This window comes from Parabacteroides leei, from assembly GCF_023369805.1.
In the GTDB taxonomy this organism is placed as follows: domain Bacteria; phylum Bacteroidota; class Bacteroidia; order Bacteroidales; family Tannerellaceae; genus Parabacteroides; species Parabacteroides leei.
Map to the genome: position 1 here is coordinate 353,778 of NZ_JAMBQG010000001.1, position 15,732 is coordinate 369,509.

A 15,732-nucleotide genomic window follows, 5' to 3' on the forward strand; every position below is an offset into this window, starting at 1 on the left:
TAATCTAAAAAGGAAAAGATATGAAAAGGTTTTTAATGATGATGTTTGCCGCTATTACGCTTTTAACATGTAATAGTTGCAGTGAAACGAAGGAATCGTATGTAAAGGACTTCACCAAGTTTATCGAAAAGGTGCAGAAAGAAAGTGAAAAATATACTTCTGCCGATTGGGAGAAGGTAGATAAGACATTTCAGGAATTTGCCGTTACCAAATATGATAAATACAGCCCGGAACTCACAACCGATGAAATGTTTGAACTTACCAAACTGAAGGCTGAATATATCACGATCCAGACAAAGCATGGCATCAACATCGGTATTAACAAAGCTATCAGGGAAGGGAAAAAGGCGATTGACGGATTAGTCAAGTGATACGGCGGAGGATTTTTTTTTAATTCTCAATTAAAGCCATATCTTTGCATAAGTATGTAACCAATTAAACTGAAAAAGTTATGAGCGACAAAGACGATTTGATTTACGATGAAGACGAATCTGTAAAATTTATTCAGAATTATCTTCCCCAGGAGTTGAAAGGAAAATTCAGTAACGACGATATCAATTATATTGTAGACCTGATCTACGATTTCTACGAATCACGCGGTTATCTGAACGACGATGCAGACGATAATACCGATATCGAGATCGACGAAGATGAATTGATCGAATATGTTATCAAGAACGCTAAAAAGGATGGCGTAGGCAAATTCGATCCCGAAGCAATAAGCTTTATCGTGCAGGGAGAACTTGAATATTGCGATTCTATCAACATGTTCGATTGATAAACTGTTATATTCATATAAGGTTTATAAAAGAGTAAAAAATCATGAAGAGTTTTAAGTTATTATCTGTACTGCTATGTATGGCAGTAGTATTTACGAGTTGTGGAACATGGACGAATACAGGTAAAGGTACAGCCATCGGCGTAGGTGGTGGTGCTGCTGCCGGAGCCGGGATCGGTGCATTGGCTGGTAATACCGCTTTAGGTGCCGTTATCGGAGCCGCCGTAGGTGGTACAGCCGGAGCCCTGATCGGGAAAAAGATGGATAAACAGAAGAAAGAACTCGAAGCTACTTTACCGCCTGAAACTACTGTTGAAACGATCAACAATGGGGAAGCACTGAAAGTAACTTTCGACTCCGGTATTCTATTTGCCACCAACTCGAGCACATTGAGCGACGCTTCACGCAGCGCATTGCGTAAACTGGCTGTCAGCCTGAATGAGAACCCGGATACCGACATCAAGATAGTTGGTTATACCGATAATACCGGTAAGGTGGATTACAACCAGACATTGTCTGAGAAACGTGCTAAAAGCGTATATGATTATCTAATGGTAGATCAGGGTGTAAGCGGACGACGTATGGAATACGAAGGCAAAGGGGTTCACGATCCCGTTGCCAGCAACGATACTCCGGAAGGACGTGCCTTGAACCGTCGCGTGGAAATCTTGATCCTGGCAAATGATAAAATGATACAGGATGCACAGCAAGGCACATTGAAATAAATATTTATTTCTTAAGAATAATCCAAAAGCCTGAAATAGCGTAAGTTATTTCAGGCTTTTTCGCGTTTTAACTATCGTTTACGAGCGTTTTGAAGTCTTTCTGTAAGTTAATTAACACAGCCAAAATAACATCAAAGAGAACTTTTTTTAATTTCTTGTTGTTTCATGGATAACTTATATATAAGCACAAATAATAGTATAAACTGTTTTAAACGTTAAAATGAGATGAAAAAGATTATTCCTTTTTTCTTGTTGATCCTTTTACTGGCATCCTGTCAGAAAGATCCGGATATGTCAAAGCTGGATAATGATTTCGTGGTGTACACAAATCACGATAGCAAAACGGATTTTAAATCGTTCACCACATTCTATGTGCCTGATAGCGTGTTGGTAATCGGTAGTAATGAGAAACCTCAGTACTGGACAGCAACAGAAGCCGACAATATTATTTCTACAGTGATCGGCAATATGGAAAGTCGTGGTTATACACGCACAATGGATAAAGAAGACGCAGACCTGGGTCTGCAGGTTTCTTTTGTTGAAAATGTAAATTATTTTACAAACTGGTATAATGATTATAACAACAACTACTGGTGGTGGGGTTACCCAGGATATTGGACACCGAATTATTGGAGACCGGGATGGGGTCCGACATGGGGATATGACTGGCACGATTGGTATTATCCGTACCCGGTAGTTTACAGCTATAGCGTAGGTTCTCTGCTTGCTGAAATGGTTGATCTGAAAGCTCCGACTCCTAAAGCCGATGCTAAACTGCCGGTTGTCTGGACTGCTTACATGGCTGGATTATTGTCTGGTTCTGATAAGGTCGACACTCAGTTGTCAATCCGTGCAATCGATCAGGCATTTGTTCAATCACCATACCTCAGGAAATAATTAAACGCGAATCAGTAAAATTTGAGTCTTATGAAAAAGATAAATAAATCAATAAAATTAGTCGCTTTACTTATCGCCTGTTTAGCGATGCCCTCACTGGCTGGCGCCCAGGTTGTAAACAATATGTATTTCAATATCGACTGGGATATTAACACTCCGTTCGGCAATAGCTTTGCCGACAAGACAAGCGGTTGGGGCGCTCACGGTGAAGCCGGTTATTATGTAGTTCCTAATTTTGCAGTAGGTGCATTTATTTCTTATCACACGAATAATAAATATATCGACCGTCAGACACTTAATGTAGGCGAAACTTCTGCTATCACATCCGATCAGCAACATTCCTTATTCCAGTTGCCTTTTGGTGCAGCGTTCCGTTATAGCTTCACCCGTGAAGGTCAGTTCGAACCTTATATTTCAGCTAAATTAGGTACTGAATACAGCGAAATGTCGACTTATATGAATGTAATGAAAGTATACGACCGCCAGTGGGGTTTCTATGTAGCTCCTGAAGTCGGTATGAATATTTTCTTTACTCCGGAAAAGAAATTCGGTTTGCATGTAGCCGCTTATTACAACTATGCAACAAATAAAAGTAAAGTCCTGACTTATTCCATGGACGGAATAAATAACTGGGGCGTACGCTTCGGTGTTGCATTCTAAAATAGAAGTTTGTTCTTTTAAGTGTTTTATGTAGTTTATTAGAAAATGGGGAGCTGCAGCGGCAGCTTCTCATTTTTTATTTTTTATACTCATGCCTGTTATTCGATCAGGAAGTCGTCATTTTCCTCTTTCGGTTTAAAGAGGTCTTTGATGAATAAATAACCAATGCTACCGAATATTGCCAGGAATACGAAGCCTATCAGGATCAGCGGTTTCTTGGGGGATGCCGGTTTCAGAGGAACAGTGGCAGGTTGTATAACGGTATAAACCGGTGTCTGTTCCTGAACCCGCAATTTATCCTGTTCCAACTTCTGTGCCAATGTGTTGTAGACATTGAAGGTCAGTGTCATTTCATTCTTCAATCGCTCCTGTTCTGTCCGGTAACTGGCAGAAATAATATTCTTGTTGGCATCTTCAAAGGTTGCGTATGCACGTTGAGCTTTATAATAAGACTCACGGGCTTCGCCGAATACTTTTTCTGTGAATTCCAGGTCTTGCTTAGCCTTTTGGGTACGGTAATTAGTAATGTATTCTTGAAGTTTATCTACGACAACCTGGGTGATACTGGCTGAGATCAACGGGTCCTGCATCTGGACAGCTACGGTAATGACCGATGTCTTTTTGTCGACAGAGGCGGAGATGCGCTCCTGTAAATCCTTGATTACGTCAGCCTGTTCCTTTGTCAATCGGAAAGAAGTCAACTCCCCGTTACTTGCCGGCTCTTCTTTTGAGAACAATTCTTTCACCCCGCCTATTAATTTGAAAGGTGCCTGTATCACATAACTCCACCAGGCACTTTTCTGATTATCATCCATATAGTCGTATAAAGAGGCTGAATAGTTCCCTTTTTCTGTTGTTACCTGTACCGGAAACAACTCCAGTAGAAAAGGAACACTGCTGACTACGTCCGGATACAACTCCGGAGAGATAGCATCCGATCCGGAAGATGTATTCAGATTAATACCGGCCATGGCAGCGAGTCCTCCCAGGTTCCCCATCTTTTTGGTTGGATCGGAGGTTTCCGGTGCCAGTTTTACGCTGGTACTATATTCTTTAGGTATGCTGAAAGCAACGATAAGTCCGGCTACTACGGCTATTCCACAACATTTAAAGATGAATTTACGCTTACTCCACAACTGTTTGGCTAATTCGATCAGGTCGATTTCCTGTGTGTTGTTGTCCGTATCCGGAGAACTCATTTGAATCATATCCATATATTTTGTCGTATTATTTCATATTGTTAATAATAGAGGTAACCATTGCTGCCATTGAAGTCGTCGAGCTGGCTATACTCAATATCTCTGCCAAACCGGTCTTACGATCGCGTTGTGTCTTGGCCGGTACCACAATTTCACATCCCGGTTCGACTTTCGGATAATGTTTGAAGAAAATGAGTCTTTTCTTTGTGGTAGCGACTTTTCCGTTCATATAAATAACGATCGGGTATTTACGGGCAATATCGTTATATCCTCCGGCTTGTGACAAGCAATCACCCACTGACATCCCTTTCGTATACGTTACACTGTTCGGGTAAGTGACGGCTCCGTTTATCTTTACTGTGCTCTGTAATTGGGGAATGTAAAGAATATCTCCGTCACGTAATACCACATCGTGAGAACTTCCGGGATTAGCTAAAGCTTTTTCCAGATCGATACCGACTGAATAATCCTTAATGTTTGCTATCGATAATGAAATCGAGTCACGACTCTGTTTGTTGGAACTTAGCTCCATCAATGTTTCCAAACGACGCATTTCATCTTCCGTCAACAGTCGTTTCAGGCTGGCCCCTTTTACATAAGCATCCGGAGTTATTCCACCGGCTTTAGAAATAATGTCACTTAGGCGTGAATTCTTTTCGGCTAATACATAATCGCCCGCAAAAGTGATTTCTCCATTTATTTTTACCACCTGTTGTTCCTGATAGCCTGGAGAGAAGCGAACATATACTTCATCAAATGGTTCAAGGGTGAAGACTGTTTCAGCAGTTGTACCGGCTGCCGGTATCAGTCCCAAATCGTCATTCAGTGTGAAATTGAACACTTTCGCTGTGATGTTACTGTTTTGTTCGGCTTTTGAATCTTTAATACGGCGGGCAACTTCAACATTTACTGTAGCCGCAGATTCCTGCAGGCCTCCGGCCATAATGATAGCATCCTCTATGGTCAGACTATGGCGGTAAGGTAACACTGTGTCTTTGTAGTTGACTGCTCCACTTACTTTTATCGTATAAGGTTCGCGAAGGTCGAACAGGGAAGGTATTTCCAGTTTGTCTTCCGGTTTCAGTTCCATATCCGGAGACGTGCCGTTGAGTATGCCGCGTATGTCCACCGCAATAACTGTTGTTGTAAAATCGGGATTCAACCGCGTGATTTGTGCACGTCCGGCAAATTCATCTCCTTTCAGGCCGGCGGCTTGCTTGACCAACTCTTTGACTGTGCGTACCGTCGTACCTAATTCATATTCTCCCGGACGCCATACAGCTCCTGTTATCGTCAAGCGGTTTTCGTAGAAAGGAATTACCGAGTCCACCATCAGCGAATCCGCATCCATCATCGTGAAGGTCGGGTATTGGTCTTCCCTGACGGTGGCAATCTGATAGCGGCTGCCGGCTTTCCGTTTTACGCGGACATCTTTGGTATAAGCATCTCCGGTAAATCCTCCGGTCATATTCAATAATTGCTGTAACGTTTCCCCTTTCTTCATTTCAAAGATGCGGTTACGTTTCACTTTACCTCTTACCACAGCCAGTTGGTCGTATGGAGGGATTATGATCATATCGTTTTCTTCCAACCGGATATTGGTTCCGTATTTTCCGTTCAACAGATAATCGTACACATCCAGGTTAGCCACCTCTTTGCTGTTGCGATAGACTTTGATACCACGCAGCGAACCGATCTCGTTTACTCCTCCGGCTGCATACAATGCGTTGAACAAGGTGGCAAATGAGGGTAGGGTATAAGTTCCCGGAGCGATAACTTCCCCAACGATGTTTACTTTTATACTGCGTATCTGGCTCAGGCTGACTGAAACAAATGTATTGGCCCCGTCGGTAGTACCGGACAGGGTAGACATGATACGTCCCAGCTCTTGCCGGATACGACTTTCGGCTGCTTCAATACTAAGTCCGCTAATGGCTACCGGCCCCAGGTTGGGGATCAGGATGGTTCCTTCGGAAGAAACTTTCAGTTTCATATTCAGTTCCGAGTCTCCCCATACGTTGATTAATAACTCGTCGCCCGCCGACAGGATATAGTTCTTGGGAGTCGGTATGTTAAGATCCGGCTCAAACGACAGGTTCTTGTTTGAAAATATCTCCCGTCCGAAAACAGTTTCTTTCAGATCATTTTCCGGAAGGTTTCTCCGGCGTTGTTCTTCCAGTGTTGTTTCTTCTTTTCCTTCGGGGGTTGCAACAACCCGGTCGGAAACCGTTGCATCGGAAGCCTTTTGGCCCATTTGCTCTGTACCCGACTGTCCCATTCTTTTAGTGATCTCCTGCCGGATCTGCTCTTCCGTCATTCCGGCTGCTTTCGCCTTGTCGATCAAATCTTGGGAAACCTGTGCCGCCATCGGAACCGACAGCAACAGCAATCCCCCCATTAATACATTTCTGATTACGGTATTCATATTGTTGTTTGTTTTTGTTATTTCGATTTTAGAAAGTTTTGAACCTACTTTTGGCTTGATCCAAAAGTAGCCAAAAGATCAAGGCTGCACCTGGTTCGCTACTCCGCATCCTACGTTCGCTGTCGCCTCCGAACTCGCTTCGCTCAGACAGCGGATGCTCCGGACGCTCACTCCGGCTGCTGCGTTTAACGCTCGCCAGCTGACGCCTTTCATAGGAAGCAAAGCTTCCTCTTAGGATGGCCGATACTGTCAGTTAAAGGCGAAAACACCTGTTGTATTATAAAGGTGTCGGTATCGGCAATCCCAAAAGAACGCTTTGCGTTCTCTGACAGGCCTTCGGCGGGTGAGCGTCCGCGAAGGGGAAAGACGAAGCGTGAGGAGGCTGCGCTGTTTGAGCGAAGCGAGTTTCGGATTTTTCAAGCGTAGTCTTTCACCGTAGCAGCGAAGCCGGTGCAGCCTTGAACTTTTGGTTACTTTTCTTTCAAGAGAAAAGTAACATTCATATCTGACAAATATTGAATCAAAACTTTCTGAACTCCAACCGGGCATAGTCTGATTGTAAAACCAAATGTTTGGAGGATAATTCTTTTACTCCGAAACGTTGCTCTGTTCCGTTCATGCCGAAAGGCAATAAATCTTCGACTGTACTGATCGGCATGGTGACAAACAGTGAATCTCCGGTATACTCCATATTCCCGGTTTGCTTTGTAACGCCGACCTGCATTAAGTTGATTGTATGTAATGCCACACTATAATAAGCCCGTTCCGGTGTTTCCTCCTCTCCGGAAGCATATTCTATTTTCATAATCTGCCAACGGCCGTCCAGATCACCATTGATAGGCATTTTGCCACACGCACTGATCAATAAAATCAGCAATGTAAAAATCACTCCTTTTTTCATCGTATCCATCCTGTTTTTCTGATTGTAATCATTCCTCCGGTACTTTTTCCCAGCATAGCACCCCGGTCCATGCCTAATGAAGCAGTGAAGTCCCACCCATTTAGTTGGTGAGGAGTATATTTTAATTCGGCTAAAGCGTTGCCATTTTTCTTGATTTCATAAAAAGGGAGTGCATAAGTACCCCAATTTCGGGAAACCGATAAAAGAATACGATATTGTAAATCGGCACAAGGATTGCCCATTATCCCAAAATGATGTCCTTGCATCCGGTTGCTTTTAAATCGAATTTCCCCATCGGTATTATAAATAGGCGATACGACAAGCGGATTTCCGATCCCCATTCCCCAATGTTGCCAACCGGTATAAATACCATGATTATAATAATCGTCCGTACCACTCACCTGCTCGGGGATTTCCGGCGTGTGATCCCAATAAACAGCCCCTGTCTGATCCTTTGTCGAGATATATTCGTAGACGAAACCACTGATTATGCGGTTCTTAGGGAATGTTACTTCTATTCCCGCCAGACAATCTTTCCAACCATATTCACCGAACATCTGCGAGTGATCCTCGAAATAATGTTCGTAATAGGGGCGGATTGTCCAATTTCCGGGAGCATACCAAGTGAGTGAAAAATTCCAACTCCCCAAATGGTTCCCGTAAATATTTGTTTGTTCACCCATCGGTGTTTCGCTACTGCCTCCACTAGGGATAAACACCTTGAAAAAATCCTTTATCCCGTTCGGCATATCAGTCTTATCGTTCCCGATATACGCATTCCCTCCGAACTGCGCAGCCATTTCCAGCCCCCCTTCAAGGATCAGCGGGAATTTCTCGCGGTTACCGATCTTTACATATAAGTCTTTGGAATGATAGAGCACATGTTCCGTATATTTATTCCCCGGAGCTACGAAATCCTTTTGCCATCCGTCGTCGGTAAACATGCCGTAAGCAACATGACCTTTGAATGCCAGCCATCCTTTGGTACCCGGTACGGGCGTATATTCGGGAATACCGATACGAACTTGAGGGATCGGACGTGCATTCCCTGAAAATGTCAGTCCTCCGCTGCTGAGAAACGGATTATTGAATTCACTATGCCGTTCCTTACTCCCGATACTCAGTTGCAGGCAACGGTATTTCAGGTCTGCATACAATTGTTGTATGATAAAGGATGAGCTGAAATTATAGGCTACAGCCAGATCCGCACCAAAGGCATAGGAGAAACGTTTATCGTCTTCCATCTCCCGGAAGATACCGGCACGAAGGTATCCGCTGTTCTTTTCGATAGACGAAAGTCCCTGTTTATTAGCTGTCAGCCAGAAAGGCGTATGTTCCCCTCCGCTAAAGCTGATCCCGGTCTCTGTCCGGTAATTCAATCCCTTGGTAAACTGAGCATAAGAGGATATGGGAAACATAAAGATGCCTCCAAAAATGATTAGTTTAGATATAAATTTCATTTATTGTTTGATTAGAAAATAGTGACATAGGAAAAGGTGAAACCTTTTCAATTAATAATGAATAATGAATAATTGGGCTTCGCGCTCGGATGTTAGAAATAATTGAGCTATTATAGAAAAATATGAACCTACTTTTGGCTTGATCCAAAAGTAGCCAAAAGATCAAGGCTGCACCTGGTTCGCTACTCCGCATCCTGCGTTCGCTGTCGCCTCCGAACTCGCTTCGCTCAGACAGCGGATGCTCCGGCCGCTCACTCCGGCTGCTGCGTTTAACGCTCGCCATCTGAGGCCTTTCATAGGAAGCGGAGCTTCCTCTTTGGATTGCCGATACCGTCTGTTAAAGTCGAAAACACCTGTTGTATTATAAAGGTGTCGGTATCGGCCATCCCCAAAGAACGCTTTGCGTTCTCTGACAGGCCTTCGGCGGGTGAGCGTCCGCGAAGGGGAAAGACGAAGCGACTCGGAAAAATCCGCTGTTTGAGCGAAGCGAGTTTCGGATTTTTCAAGCGTAGTCTTTCACCGTAGCAGCGAAGCCGGTGCAGCCTTGAACTTTTGGTTACTTTTCTTTCAAGAGAAAAGTAACATTCAAATCTGATAATAATTGCAACATTTAACTCTGATAATATTAGCCCCAAACGGCTCCCGGCCTATCCAGATTCTCCGACACGTGGCGTAACTGTTCGCGGCGTTCAGCGATATGGACAAGGATGGCGAGGCGTTTCTTTTTCTTTTCAGGGGCAGTTTCCAATAACAGGCGGACCTGTTCTTGTATATCCCGGAGGATACGGTTTTCCGCATATAAAAAGAATAACCGGGTCAGGTACATATCCATAATGTTCGTTGCCTCCGGGTAAATAGACTCGAACTGTTCTTTTTCATTGTAAATCAATGAATCATATTCCGTATGCAGCTCATCGGCTATCGCTTTTAATGCAGGTGAAAGGTCCGATTCCAAATGTCCTTCGGCCAGATGGGCCAGTATCATCCGGTTTTCTTTATTTTCCAAAAGCAAGTTGTCCGTTTCCAGGATGCTGTTCAATAACTCGGCAAAAAGACAAAGCAAACCTTTAAACAGATAATAAGTATCCGCAAACAGCAGGCAGGCTGTCAGCAACAACTCTTCCGACAGGTGAGGTTTCGACCGGTATCTGTGTATCAGCGAAGCAAACGCCTCCTTGCCGAGTCTGCGGAATAAGGAATCAGGATCTTCACCTTCCGAAAGCGAAATCGTTTGCACTTCCATCGAAGCCGGATCGAGCGATAAGGATATTTTGCGGGCAGCCTTCCGCCCCGGCATGTCCCCGTCGAGTAATAGACAGATCCGCGTCGTATACTTTTGCAGCAAGATAAGCTGTCCGGCAGTCAACGCCGTTCCACACAGGGCTACCGTATTGGTAAAGCCGGCTGCATGCATGGCAATTGCATCTTTGTAACCCTCTACCAGGTAAACAAATCCTTGCTCTTCAATCCCTTTCTTTGCCCGGTAAAGGGCATAAAGGTTTTCCCCCTTTTTGTATCCGTCAGCTGTCGAACTATTGATATATTTCGGTTCATCCCGATTCCCATCCACCAACCGGCGGGCAGCGAAGGCAACTAGTTCCCCGGCTTCATCCCGGATCGGGAAAACGATACGGTTGCGTATGATATACCATTCCTTCGGAACGTTTACCGGCGATTGTCCGACTTCAAAATCCAGATAGGCAGGCGTTAATTCCGAATTGCCGCATGCATAGGGAAGTAAGTTCTGAAGAAATAACCTGTTGTTTTTGGTTGGAAGGTGACATGAGTTTATAGTGTCAGGAGTAACTTTTTCCCTCTTGAGAGGGGGTAGGGGCTGTGTTACCTTCCCTTTTATATCAAGCTTTCCCACCGCTTCCATAAACCCGCAATGCTCCATCTTTTCTATGAATCCGATCGCATCCCCATGTTCTCCGCAGGCAAAGCAATGGAAAGTCTGCTTCTTGGGATTCACCATGAGTGAAGGATGGTGGTCGTTGTGGAACGGACAAAGTCCGATATAGTTAGCCCCTTTCCGTTCCAGCTTTACAGATTTACCGATCACCTCTTCTATACGGAGCGACGATTTCAATTCTTCTATCTCTTTTTTTGTCATGACCGTCTGCGTGTATAGTTTGTGATACGGGTGTAACTTTCGTTGTAGCGGTAACGGGCAATCCCGGTTGATCCGTTAAGCGTTTTTCTTATATACAGTTTTCCTACCAGGTGCAGGCTCTCTCCGGTGATTTCGTCCGTTGTAATCCCATTATGCTCGGGGATATAAACGAAATAGACACAATCGGCTACCTGTTCGATCACGCCCGAATCCCGCAGGTCATGCAAATCGGGGATGTGTGCCCTGTCGGCCCGGTTCACGCTGTTGCGGTTCATTTGCGAAAGGACGAGTATAGGGATATCGGCATCCAGTGCCAGTTGTTTCAGGCCCTGTATATTACGACCTATCATCTGGTCTAAGGTATCTTTCCCGTGATTCTCCATTTTCATCAGGTGAAGATAGTCTACCACCGCCAGGTCGCATTGTTTCTTACGTTTCTGGAGCATTACCTGGGCACGTATGTTTTCCACACTGTTTGCCGAGGTATGGTCGAAATACAACGGAAGGTTCTGGAACTCATCCGCCATTTTCCCCATTTTCGCCAGATCGGCCGGATTGGCTCCGTCGATACGCAAATGGTTGGCATCCACGCCTCCGTAACCGGCAAACAGACGGTTCATCGTTTGCAAAGCCGTCATCTCGAGACTGAAGAAGCAGACATGCTTTCCCGCCAGGGCGGCATTCATGGCGATCTGCATGGCGACAGCCGTTTTTCCATCGCCGGGACGTCCGGCCCCGACTGTCAGTTCGCCTCTGTAAAGTCCTCCGGTCACATAGTCGAACTCTTCGATACCCGTCAGGATGCGCATCGTGTCTATGCCGCTTGCCAGTCGTTCGCGATGCATTTCCAGTACATCGTTCGCCGTTTTACCGATCCGGGTGATCTGTCTGCCTGCAATCCCGTCCTCCCTCAGTTCCAGTAACGACGATTCCGCCTCTTCGATCAGAGCCATGTAGGATGAATCGAAGCTGTGAGCCTTTGTCTGCAAGGTCGTGAACAAGGTTGCCAGCAAACGAAGCATATACTGCCGCTTCACCTCTTCGACATACTGTTTCAGGTTGCCTGTATGACGGATCTGCATCATGAGCGTATGGATCGCTGCGATCCCGTTCATCTCTTTCCAGCGCTTTTCGTTCAGGCAGCGCATTTCTATATCGGTGGTGACCAGGTCTGCCTTTTCTCCCCGGTCGTTCAGTGTCCGGATGGCCGTGTAAATGAAAGACAACAAGGGGTCGCTGAACATCTCCGGTTTCAATACCGGGGCAACCTGCCAGATGGCAGATTCGGAAGAAAGGAGTGCACAGATCACTGCTTCTTCTACCTGGCGTACAGATTCTATTGTTTCCATAAGCATTGTTAATCAGGTTGGTTAGTCGGATTCTGCATACTTCGTCCGCCCATCTTTTTTTCAGCTTCGGCCATTTGAGCGGCTGCATTCGTTGCCGGTGCATTCCTGGGTGTCTCCTTACTCTCGGGTATCCGGGTGAAAACATCATACCCCTTCACCTGTATACGGCTCCCTCCCGGTATATGAGCGACAGATATCAATTGCAGTCTCACCAGCTTATCGATCAACCGGCTCAATGATCCGGGACGGATTCCTGTAATGTTAGCCAACTGAAGTTGGGTACCGACATATTCCCCTCTTCGGCAACTGACTTTGCGATTGTTTAACATCACATACCCGTCAGTGTGATAACAAAGCCCGAACAGGTATAGATGTAATCGGGCCATCTGGCGTTCGACCAACCGGACGCTGTCTAAGCGATCCATCATGCTTCTGGGGATCTTGATGAAGAATTTCCCTAGATAGTCTAATGCAATCTCCTCATTTTCAGTGTTTTTGTAACATTCCATGATACTAATTTTTTAGTTAATACTTTATATTAGCGCATGATTACGTTTTTCATCCTTTAATGAGTTGATTGCCAGTTGTTTTGATATGTCTCATATTAGACTTCGGTGATGGCTTTATTTTTCTCTTTAATATATATAGAATATTTTTATTAAGATTATATAAGGCCTTCGGCGTTTTTTTCAGCTTTTAAAGGAATCAAAGAGCGCATTTCACATTGCTGATACAAAGGTATATTGCCTCTGCCTTTCCCGTATTACTGAAATAGCCTGTTTTTATTTGCTTAGAATGTTGTTTTACAGCTGGTTATAGAAATAAGTGTTTCGAAAATTATTACTTTTTCAACTTCTTTAGTTCTTTGATAAAGTTCTGAATGACAGCCTGATAAATGTGTTCCTGATAGACTGTTTTCAGTTTTGTACAAATGGTATTTATTGTATTTGTAAAATTGAACGTGGCATATAATATTTTAGCCAGTTGTTTGTAAGAACATTTTCCCAGTAAACCGAACTGTTTCAACAAGGCGAACAGACAAAGCAATAAATTCTCGTCTACTACCGCAAAACGTCCGGTCTGTGGATTGACCGTGTCATAACCACACCAGTGCAGGATCGAATTTTTATACTTCTCAAAGAAACAAGTTCTTAAATTGTCCCACGATTTATGACCGGTTACGCATTTACTTCCCAACAGCAGGGCTAAATAAATGATCAGTTCTTCGCTTTCTTCCTGGCTCTCTATATATTCGACCAGTTTCTCAAAAGCCAGGTCTCTTCCTATGATCCCGGCAATTTTTTTTTATATTGTTTGATTGAGTTGTGCATGGCAAATTTAATATTTACGCTGCAAAACAGGCATTCTCTGTTATATACTCAATCTCCTTTTCATGCGATGTTTATTTTAGTGTTTGCAGATAATCGTTTTCAGTAATAAAAACAATTGTATTTGATTTGAAAAACAGTTGTTTCCGATTACAAATACAATTGTTTTTTAGACGAAAATCGATTAGGGCTCTCCCAGGAAATCGACAATTATTCCCACTTGTAACGGTGAAAGTATTCGGCATCCTTTTGCCCATCCCGAACGGATCATACGTTCATGCAATTCTTTGTTTATAACAACCCACTGTGTAAGTCTTTTTGAAGCGGAATGAGGAGTCAGGTCGGGAGCATAAAGAACTGCCAGTTCCTGCCATCTGTACGTTTTTTGTTGAAAGGAATCTTTCATAATGCTTTGATTTTAATGTTGTTATTGTATTGTAAATATACGGAATAATCCCAATATAATAACCCTGTTATCAAATAAATTCAATAAAAAATACCCATATATTCCTACCGGGTTCCATCCGGTTCATTCACCCCATATCCACATCATATCTTTGTAATGTATTCAAGAGAATAACAGCGGTTAACCTCTCCCGAATCCATAACGAATTATTCACTATTAATTATTCATTATTAATTAAAAAAGCTATGCCGTTAAAGTATCGCATCGTCCTCAAAAAGGACATGAGCAAAGGAGCCGCCAAAGGCGATCAATTGTATTACGGTCAGATCCGTTCGTTGGAAAAGACCAATTTCAAAAAACTGTGTAAACTGGTATCCGGTTACTGCACTGCCAAACCCGGCGAAGTGGAACTGGTTATCGACGGTCTGATCTATGTCTTGTGTATGCTGCTCGAGAGCGGCAATGTGATCCAGATGGGCGAGTTCGGCAATTTCCGTATGGTAGCCGGCAGTAAAGGTTCCGCCACCCTGAAAAATTTCGATCCGATGTTGTTCAAGAAAGCCCGTATCGTCTTTACCCCCGGTGCCATGTTACGTCAACTGATTTCCGAGGCTAGTTACGACCGTCTCGACCCGTTCTCCGATCCGGAAGAGAAAGAAGGCGAAGGTGGAGAAGACGACAGACCGGTAATCGAATAATCCTTCTCTGATTATGACGAAACAAGAATTTATCACCCGGTATCTTCCCCTGGCTCAAAAGGCCGGGGAAGCTTTCCGGATCAATCCGGTAGTGATCCTTGCACAAGCTGCCATTGAAACAGGTTGGGGACAAAGCGATCTTTGTCTGTTGTATCATAACTTTTTCGGTATCACCGCCTACGGTAAAAAGAACGTCTGGTGGCCCGGTACCGGTACGCAGTTAAGCGCGAACTCCCTCTCTTTCCGTACGTATCCCGACCCGTTACACTCTTTCATGGACTATGCCCGTCTGATCCGTCATGCCTACACCGCCGCCGCTGATGTCAGCAACAATCCGTCAGCCTTCGCCCTCAAAATCAGTTACAGTAAATACATCAGCGAAGTAAACGGCGACAACCGCGAAGCGTATCGGCGAATGCTGGTTTCGATTTGCCGGTCGATCGGGAAGTTAATTAAAGACTAATTCATTCATGATACAACGCACTATGACAAGCATCATGCACATAAACATAAGGTTCCCCTGTTTCATCGTCGGTATATATCTGAAATGCAAAATGAATATCTTCTATAATACACTCCCGAAAATTATTTTGTATCCATAGAGGATGAAGACGGGCCTTATTATAAATGGTTGCATATCGTCCCAACTGATCAAGACAGGAAAAGAGTCGTTCCATTTTCCTGACAATCGTTTCTTTATCCAAAGAAGGATGGATGTACAATGCGGTTTCATAGAATTCATTTAATGTTAAATGAACGGTTTGGTCAATAAGTACTTTCATAATAAAATATG

At 44.1% G+C, this 15,732-nt stretch carries 17 protein-coding genes; 7 read left to right on the plus strand and 10 right to left on the minus strand.

From position 1 onward, the window contains the following. The first annotated feature begins 20 nt into the window (after positions 1-20). From M1P97_RS01350 to M1P97_RS01370, 5 genes are all read left to right on the plus strand, one after another. Positions 21-371: a DUF6565 domain-containing protein gene (locus M1P97_RS01350; RefSeq protein WP_195375223.1), complete on the plus strand. Its 351-nt coding sequence runs from the start codon at positions 21-23 to the stop codon at positions 369-371. 80 nt (positions 372-451) lie between these two features. Further along, complete coding sequence (locus M1P97_RS01355) at positions 452-778, plus strand: hypothetical protein (RefSeq protein ID WP_075558231.1); 327 nt, start codon at positions 452-454, stop codon at positions 776-778. 44 nt (positions 779-822) lie between these two features. Next, positions 823-1,503: an OmpA family protein gene (locus tag M1P97_RS01360; RefSeq protein WP_195375224.1), complete on the plus strand. Its 681-nt coding sequence runs from the start codon at positions 823-825 to the stop codon at positions 1,501-1,503. Positions 1,504-1,728: 225 nt separating this feature from the next. Beyond that, complete coding sequence (locus tag M1P97_RS01365; protein ID WP_195375225.1) at positions 1,729-2,400, plus strand: DUF4136 domain-containing protein; 672 nt, start codon at positions 1,729-1,731, stop codon at positions 2,398-2,400. Positions 2,401-2,430: 30 nt separating this feature from the next. Next, positions 2,431-3,060 carry an outer membrane beta-barrel protein gene (locus M1P97_RS01370; protein WP_195375226.1) on the plus strand — a complete coding sequence of 210 codons (630 nt, stop codon included), beginning with the start codon at positions 2,431-2,433 and terminating at the stop codon, positions 3,058-3,060. Positions 3,061-3,158: 98 nt separating this feature from the next. On the opposite strand, the gene M1P97_RS01375 is transcribed toward M1P97_RS01370, so the two are convergent. The 9 genes from M1P97_RS01375 to M1P97_RS01415 all read right to left on the minus strand — a co-directional run bounded on the left by M1P97_RS01375 (position 3,159) and on the right by M1P97_RS01415 (position 14,241). After that, on the minus strand, positions 3,159-4,268 hold the full coding sequence (locus tag M1P97_RS01375) for a Wzz/FepE/Etk N-terminal domain-containing protein (RefSeq protein WP_195375230.1): 1,110 nt from the start codon (positions 4,266-4,268) through the stop codon (positions 3,159-3,161). A 19-nt stretch (positions 4,269-4,287) separates the two neighbouring features. Next, positions 4,288-6,684, minus strand: coding sequence for an SLBB domain-containing protein (locus M1P97_RS01380; protein ID WP_249388181.1), 2,397 nt, complete (start codon positions 6,682-6,684; stop codon positions 4,288-4,290). Positions 6,685-7,204: 520 nt separating this feature from the next. Then, entirely contained in the window at positions 7,205-7,594 is a 390-nt protein-coding gene (locus tag M1P97_RS01385) for a lipocalin-like domain-containing protein (protein ID WP_195375485.1), read from the minus strand. Then, positions 7,582-9,045, minus strand: a complete 1,464-nt coding sequence (locus M1P97_RS01390; RefSeq protein ID WP_249388182.1) for a capsule assembly Wzi family protein — start codon at positions 9,043-9,045, stop codon at positions 7,582-7,584. The genes M1P97_RS01385 and M1P97_RS01390 overlap by 13 nt, the downstream gene beginning before the upstream one ends. Positions 9,046-9,670: 625 nt before the next feature. Further along, positions 9,671-11,158 carry a DNA primase gene (locus M1P97_RS01395; protein ID WP_249388183.1) on the minus strand — a complete coding sequence of 496 codons (1,488 nt, stop codon included), beginning with the start codon at positions 11,156-11,158 and terminating at the stop codon, positions 9,671-9,673. Beyond that, positions 11,155-12,507, minus strand: coding sequence for a replicative DNA helicase (locus M1P97_RS01400; RefSeq protein WP_249388184.1), 1,353 nt, complete (start codon positions 12,505-12,507; stop codon positions 11,155-11,157). The genes M1P97_RS01395 and M1P97_RS01400 overlap by 4 nt, the downstream gene beginning before the upstream one ends. 8 nt (positions 12,508-12,515) lie before the next feature. Continuing rightward, a complete protein-coding gene (locus M1P97_RS01405) occupies positions 12,516-13,016 on the minus strand; it encodes an RIO2 family protein (protein ID WP_249388185.1) in 501 nt (166 codons plus the stop codon). Between the two features lie 331 nt (positions 13,017-13,347). After that, complete coding sequence (locus tag M1P97_RS01410; RefSeq protein WP_195375480.1) at positions 13,348-13,704, minus strand: hypothetical protein; 357 nt, start codon at positions 13,702-13,704, stop codon at positions 13,348-13,350. A 315-nt stretch (positions 13,705-14,019) separates the two neighbouring features. Next, entirely contained in the window at positions 14,020-14,241 is a 222-nt protein-coding gene (locus M1P97_RS01415; RefSeq protein WP_195375479.1) for a DUF4248 domain-containing protein, read from the minus strand. Between the two features lie 245 nt (positions 14,242-14,486). Here M1P97_RS01415 and M1P97_RS01420 point away from each other — a divergent pair, with 245 nt between their 5' ends. After that, positions 14,487-14,939: an HU family DNA-binding protein gene (locus M1P97_RS01420; protein WP_195375478.1), complete on the plus strand. Its 453-nt coding sequence runs from the start codon at positions 14,487-14,489 to the stop codon at positions 14,937-14,939. 13 nt (positions 14,940-14,952) lie between these two features. Then, positions 14,953-15,402, plus strand: coding sequence for a glucosaminidase domain-containing protein (locus M1P97_RS01425; protein WP_195375477.1), 450 nt, complete (start codon positions 14,953-14,955; stop codon positions 15,400-15,402). 1 nt (position 15,403) lies between these two features. Here M1P97_RS01425 and M1P97_RS01430 read toward each other — a convergent pair whose 3' ends face one another. Next, complete coding sequence (locus M1P97_RS01430; RefSeq protein ID WP_195375476.1) at positions 15,404-15,721, minus strand: hypothetical protein; 318 nt, start codon at positions 15,719-15,721, stop codon at positions 15,404-15,406. Between the last annotated feature and the right edge of the window lie 11 nt (positions 15,722-15,732).

What these genes read in the sequence shown, in the direction of transcription:
- M1P97_RS01395 (WP_249388183.1), bottom strand. Translation starts at nt 11,158, where the DNA reads ATGACAAAAAAAGAGATAGAAGAATTGAAATCGTCGCTCCGTATAGAA.
- M1P97_RS01425 (WP_195375477.1), top strand. Translation starts at nt 14,953, where the DNA reads ATGACGAAACAAGAATTTATCACCCGGTATCTTCCCCTGGCTCAAAAG.
- M1P97_RS01390 (WP_249388182.1), bottom strand. Translation starts at nt 9,045, where the DNA reads ATGAAATTTATATCTAAACTAATCATTTTTGGAGGCATCTTTATGTTT.
- M1P97_RS01365 (WP_195375225.1), top strand. Translation starts at nt 1,729, where the DNA reads ATGAAAAAGATTATTCCTTTTTTCTTGTTGATCCTTTTACTGGCATCC.
- M1P97_RS01405 (WP_249388185.1), bottom strand. Translation starts at nt 13,016, where the DNA reads ATGGAATGTTACAAAAACACTGAAAATGAGGAGATTGCATTAGACTAT.
- M1P97_RS01380 (WP_249388181.1), bottom strand. Translation starts at nt 6,684, where the DNA reads ATGAATACCGTAATCAGAAATGTATTAATGGGGGGATTGCTGTTGCTG.
- M1P97_RS01370 (WP_195375226.1), top strand. Translation starts at nt 2,431, where the DNA reads ATGAAAAAGATAAATAAATCAATAAAATTAGTCGCTTTACTTATCGCC.
- M1P97_RS01385 (WP_195375485.1), bottom strand. Translation starts at nt 7,594, where the DNA reads ATGGATACGATGAAAAAAGGAGTGATTTTTACATTGCTGATTTTATTG.
- M1P97_RS01430 (WP_195375476.1), bottom strand. Translation starts at nt 15,721, where the DNA reads ATGAAAGTACTTATTGACCAAACCGTTCATTTAACATTAAATGAATTC.
- M1P97_RS01415 (WP_195375479.1), bottom strand. Translation starts at nt 14,241, where the DNA reads ATGAAAGATTCCTTTCAACAAAAAACGTACAGATGGCAGGAACTGGCA.
- M1P97_RS01420 (WP_195375478.1), top strand. Translation starts at nt 14,487, where the DNA reads ATGCCGTTAAAGTATCGCATCGTCCTCAAAAAGGACATGAGCAAAGGA.
- M1P97_RS01355 (WP_075558231.1), top strand. Translation starts at nt 452, where the DNA reads ATGAGCGACAAAGACGATTTGATTTACGATGAAGACGAATCTGTAAAA.
- M1P97_RS01375 (WP_195375230.1), bottom strand. Translation starts at nt 4,268, where the DNA reads ATGATTCAAATGAGTTCTCCGGATACGGACAACAACACACAGGAAATC.
- M1P97_RS01350 (WP_195375223.1), top strand. Translation starts at nt 21, where the DNA reads ATGAAAAGGTTTTTAATGATGATGTTTGCCGCTATTACGCTTTTAACA.
- M1P97_RS01400 (WP_249388184.1), bottom strand. Translation starts at nt 12,507, where the DNA reads ATGGAAACAATAGAATCTGTACGCCAGGTAGAAGAAGCAGTGATCTGT.
- M1P97_RS01360 (WP_195375224.1), top strand. Translation starts at nt 823, where the DNA reads ATGAAGAGTTTTAAGTTATTATCTGTACTGCTATGTATGGCAGTAGTA.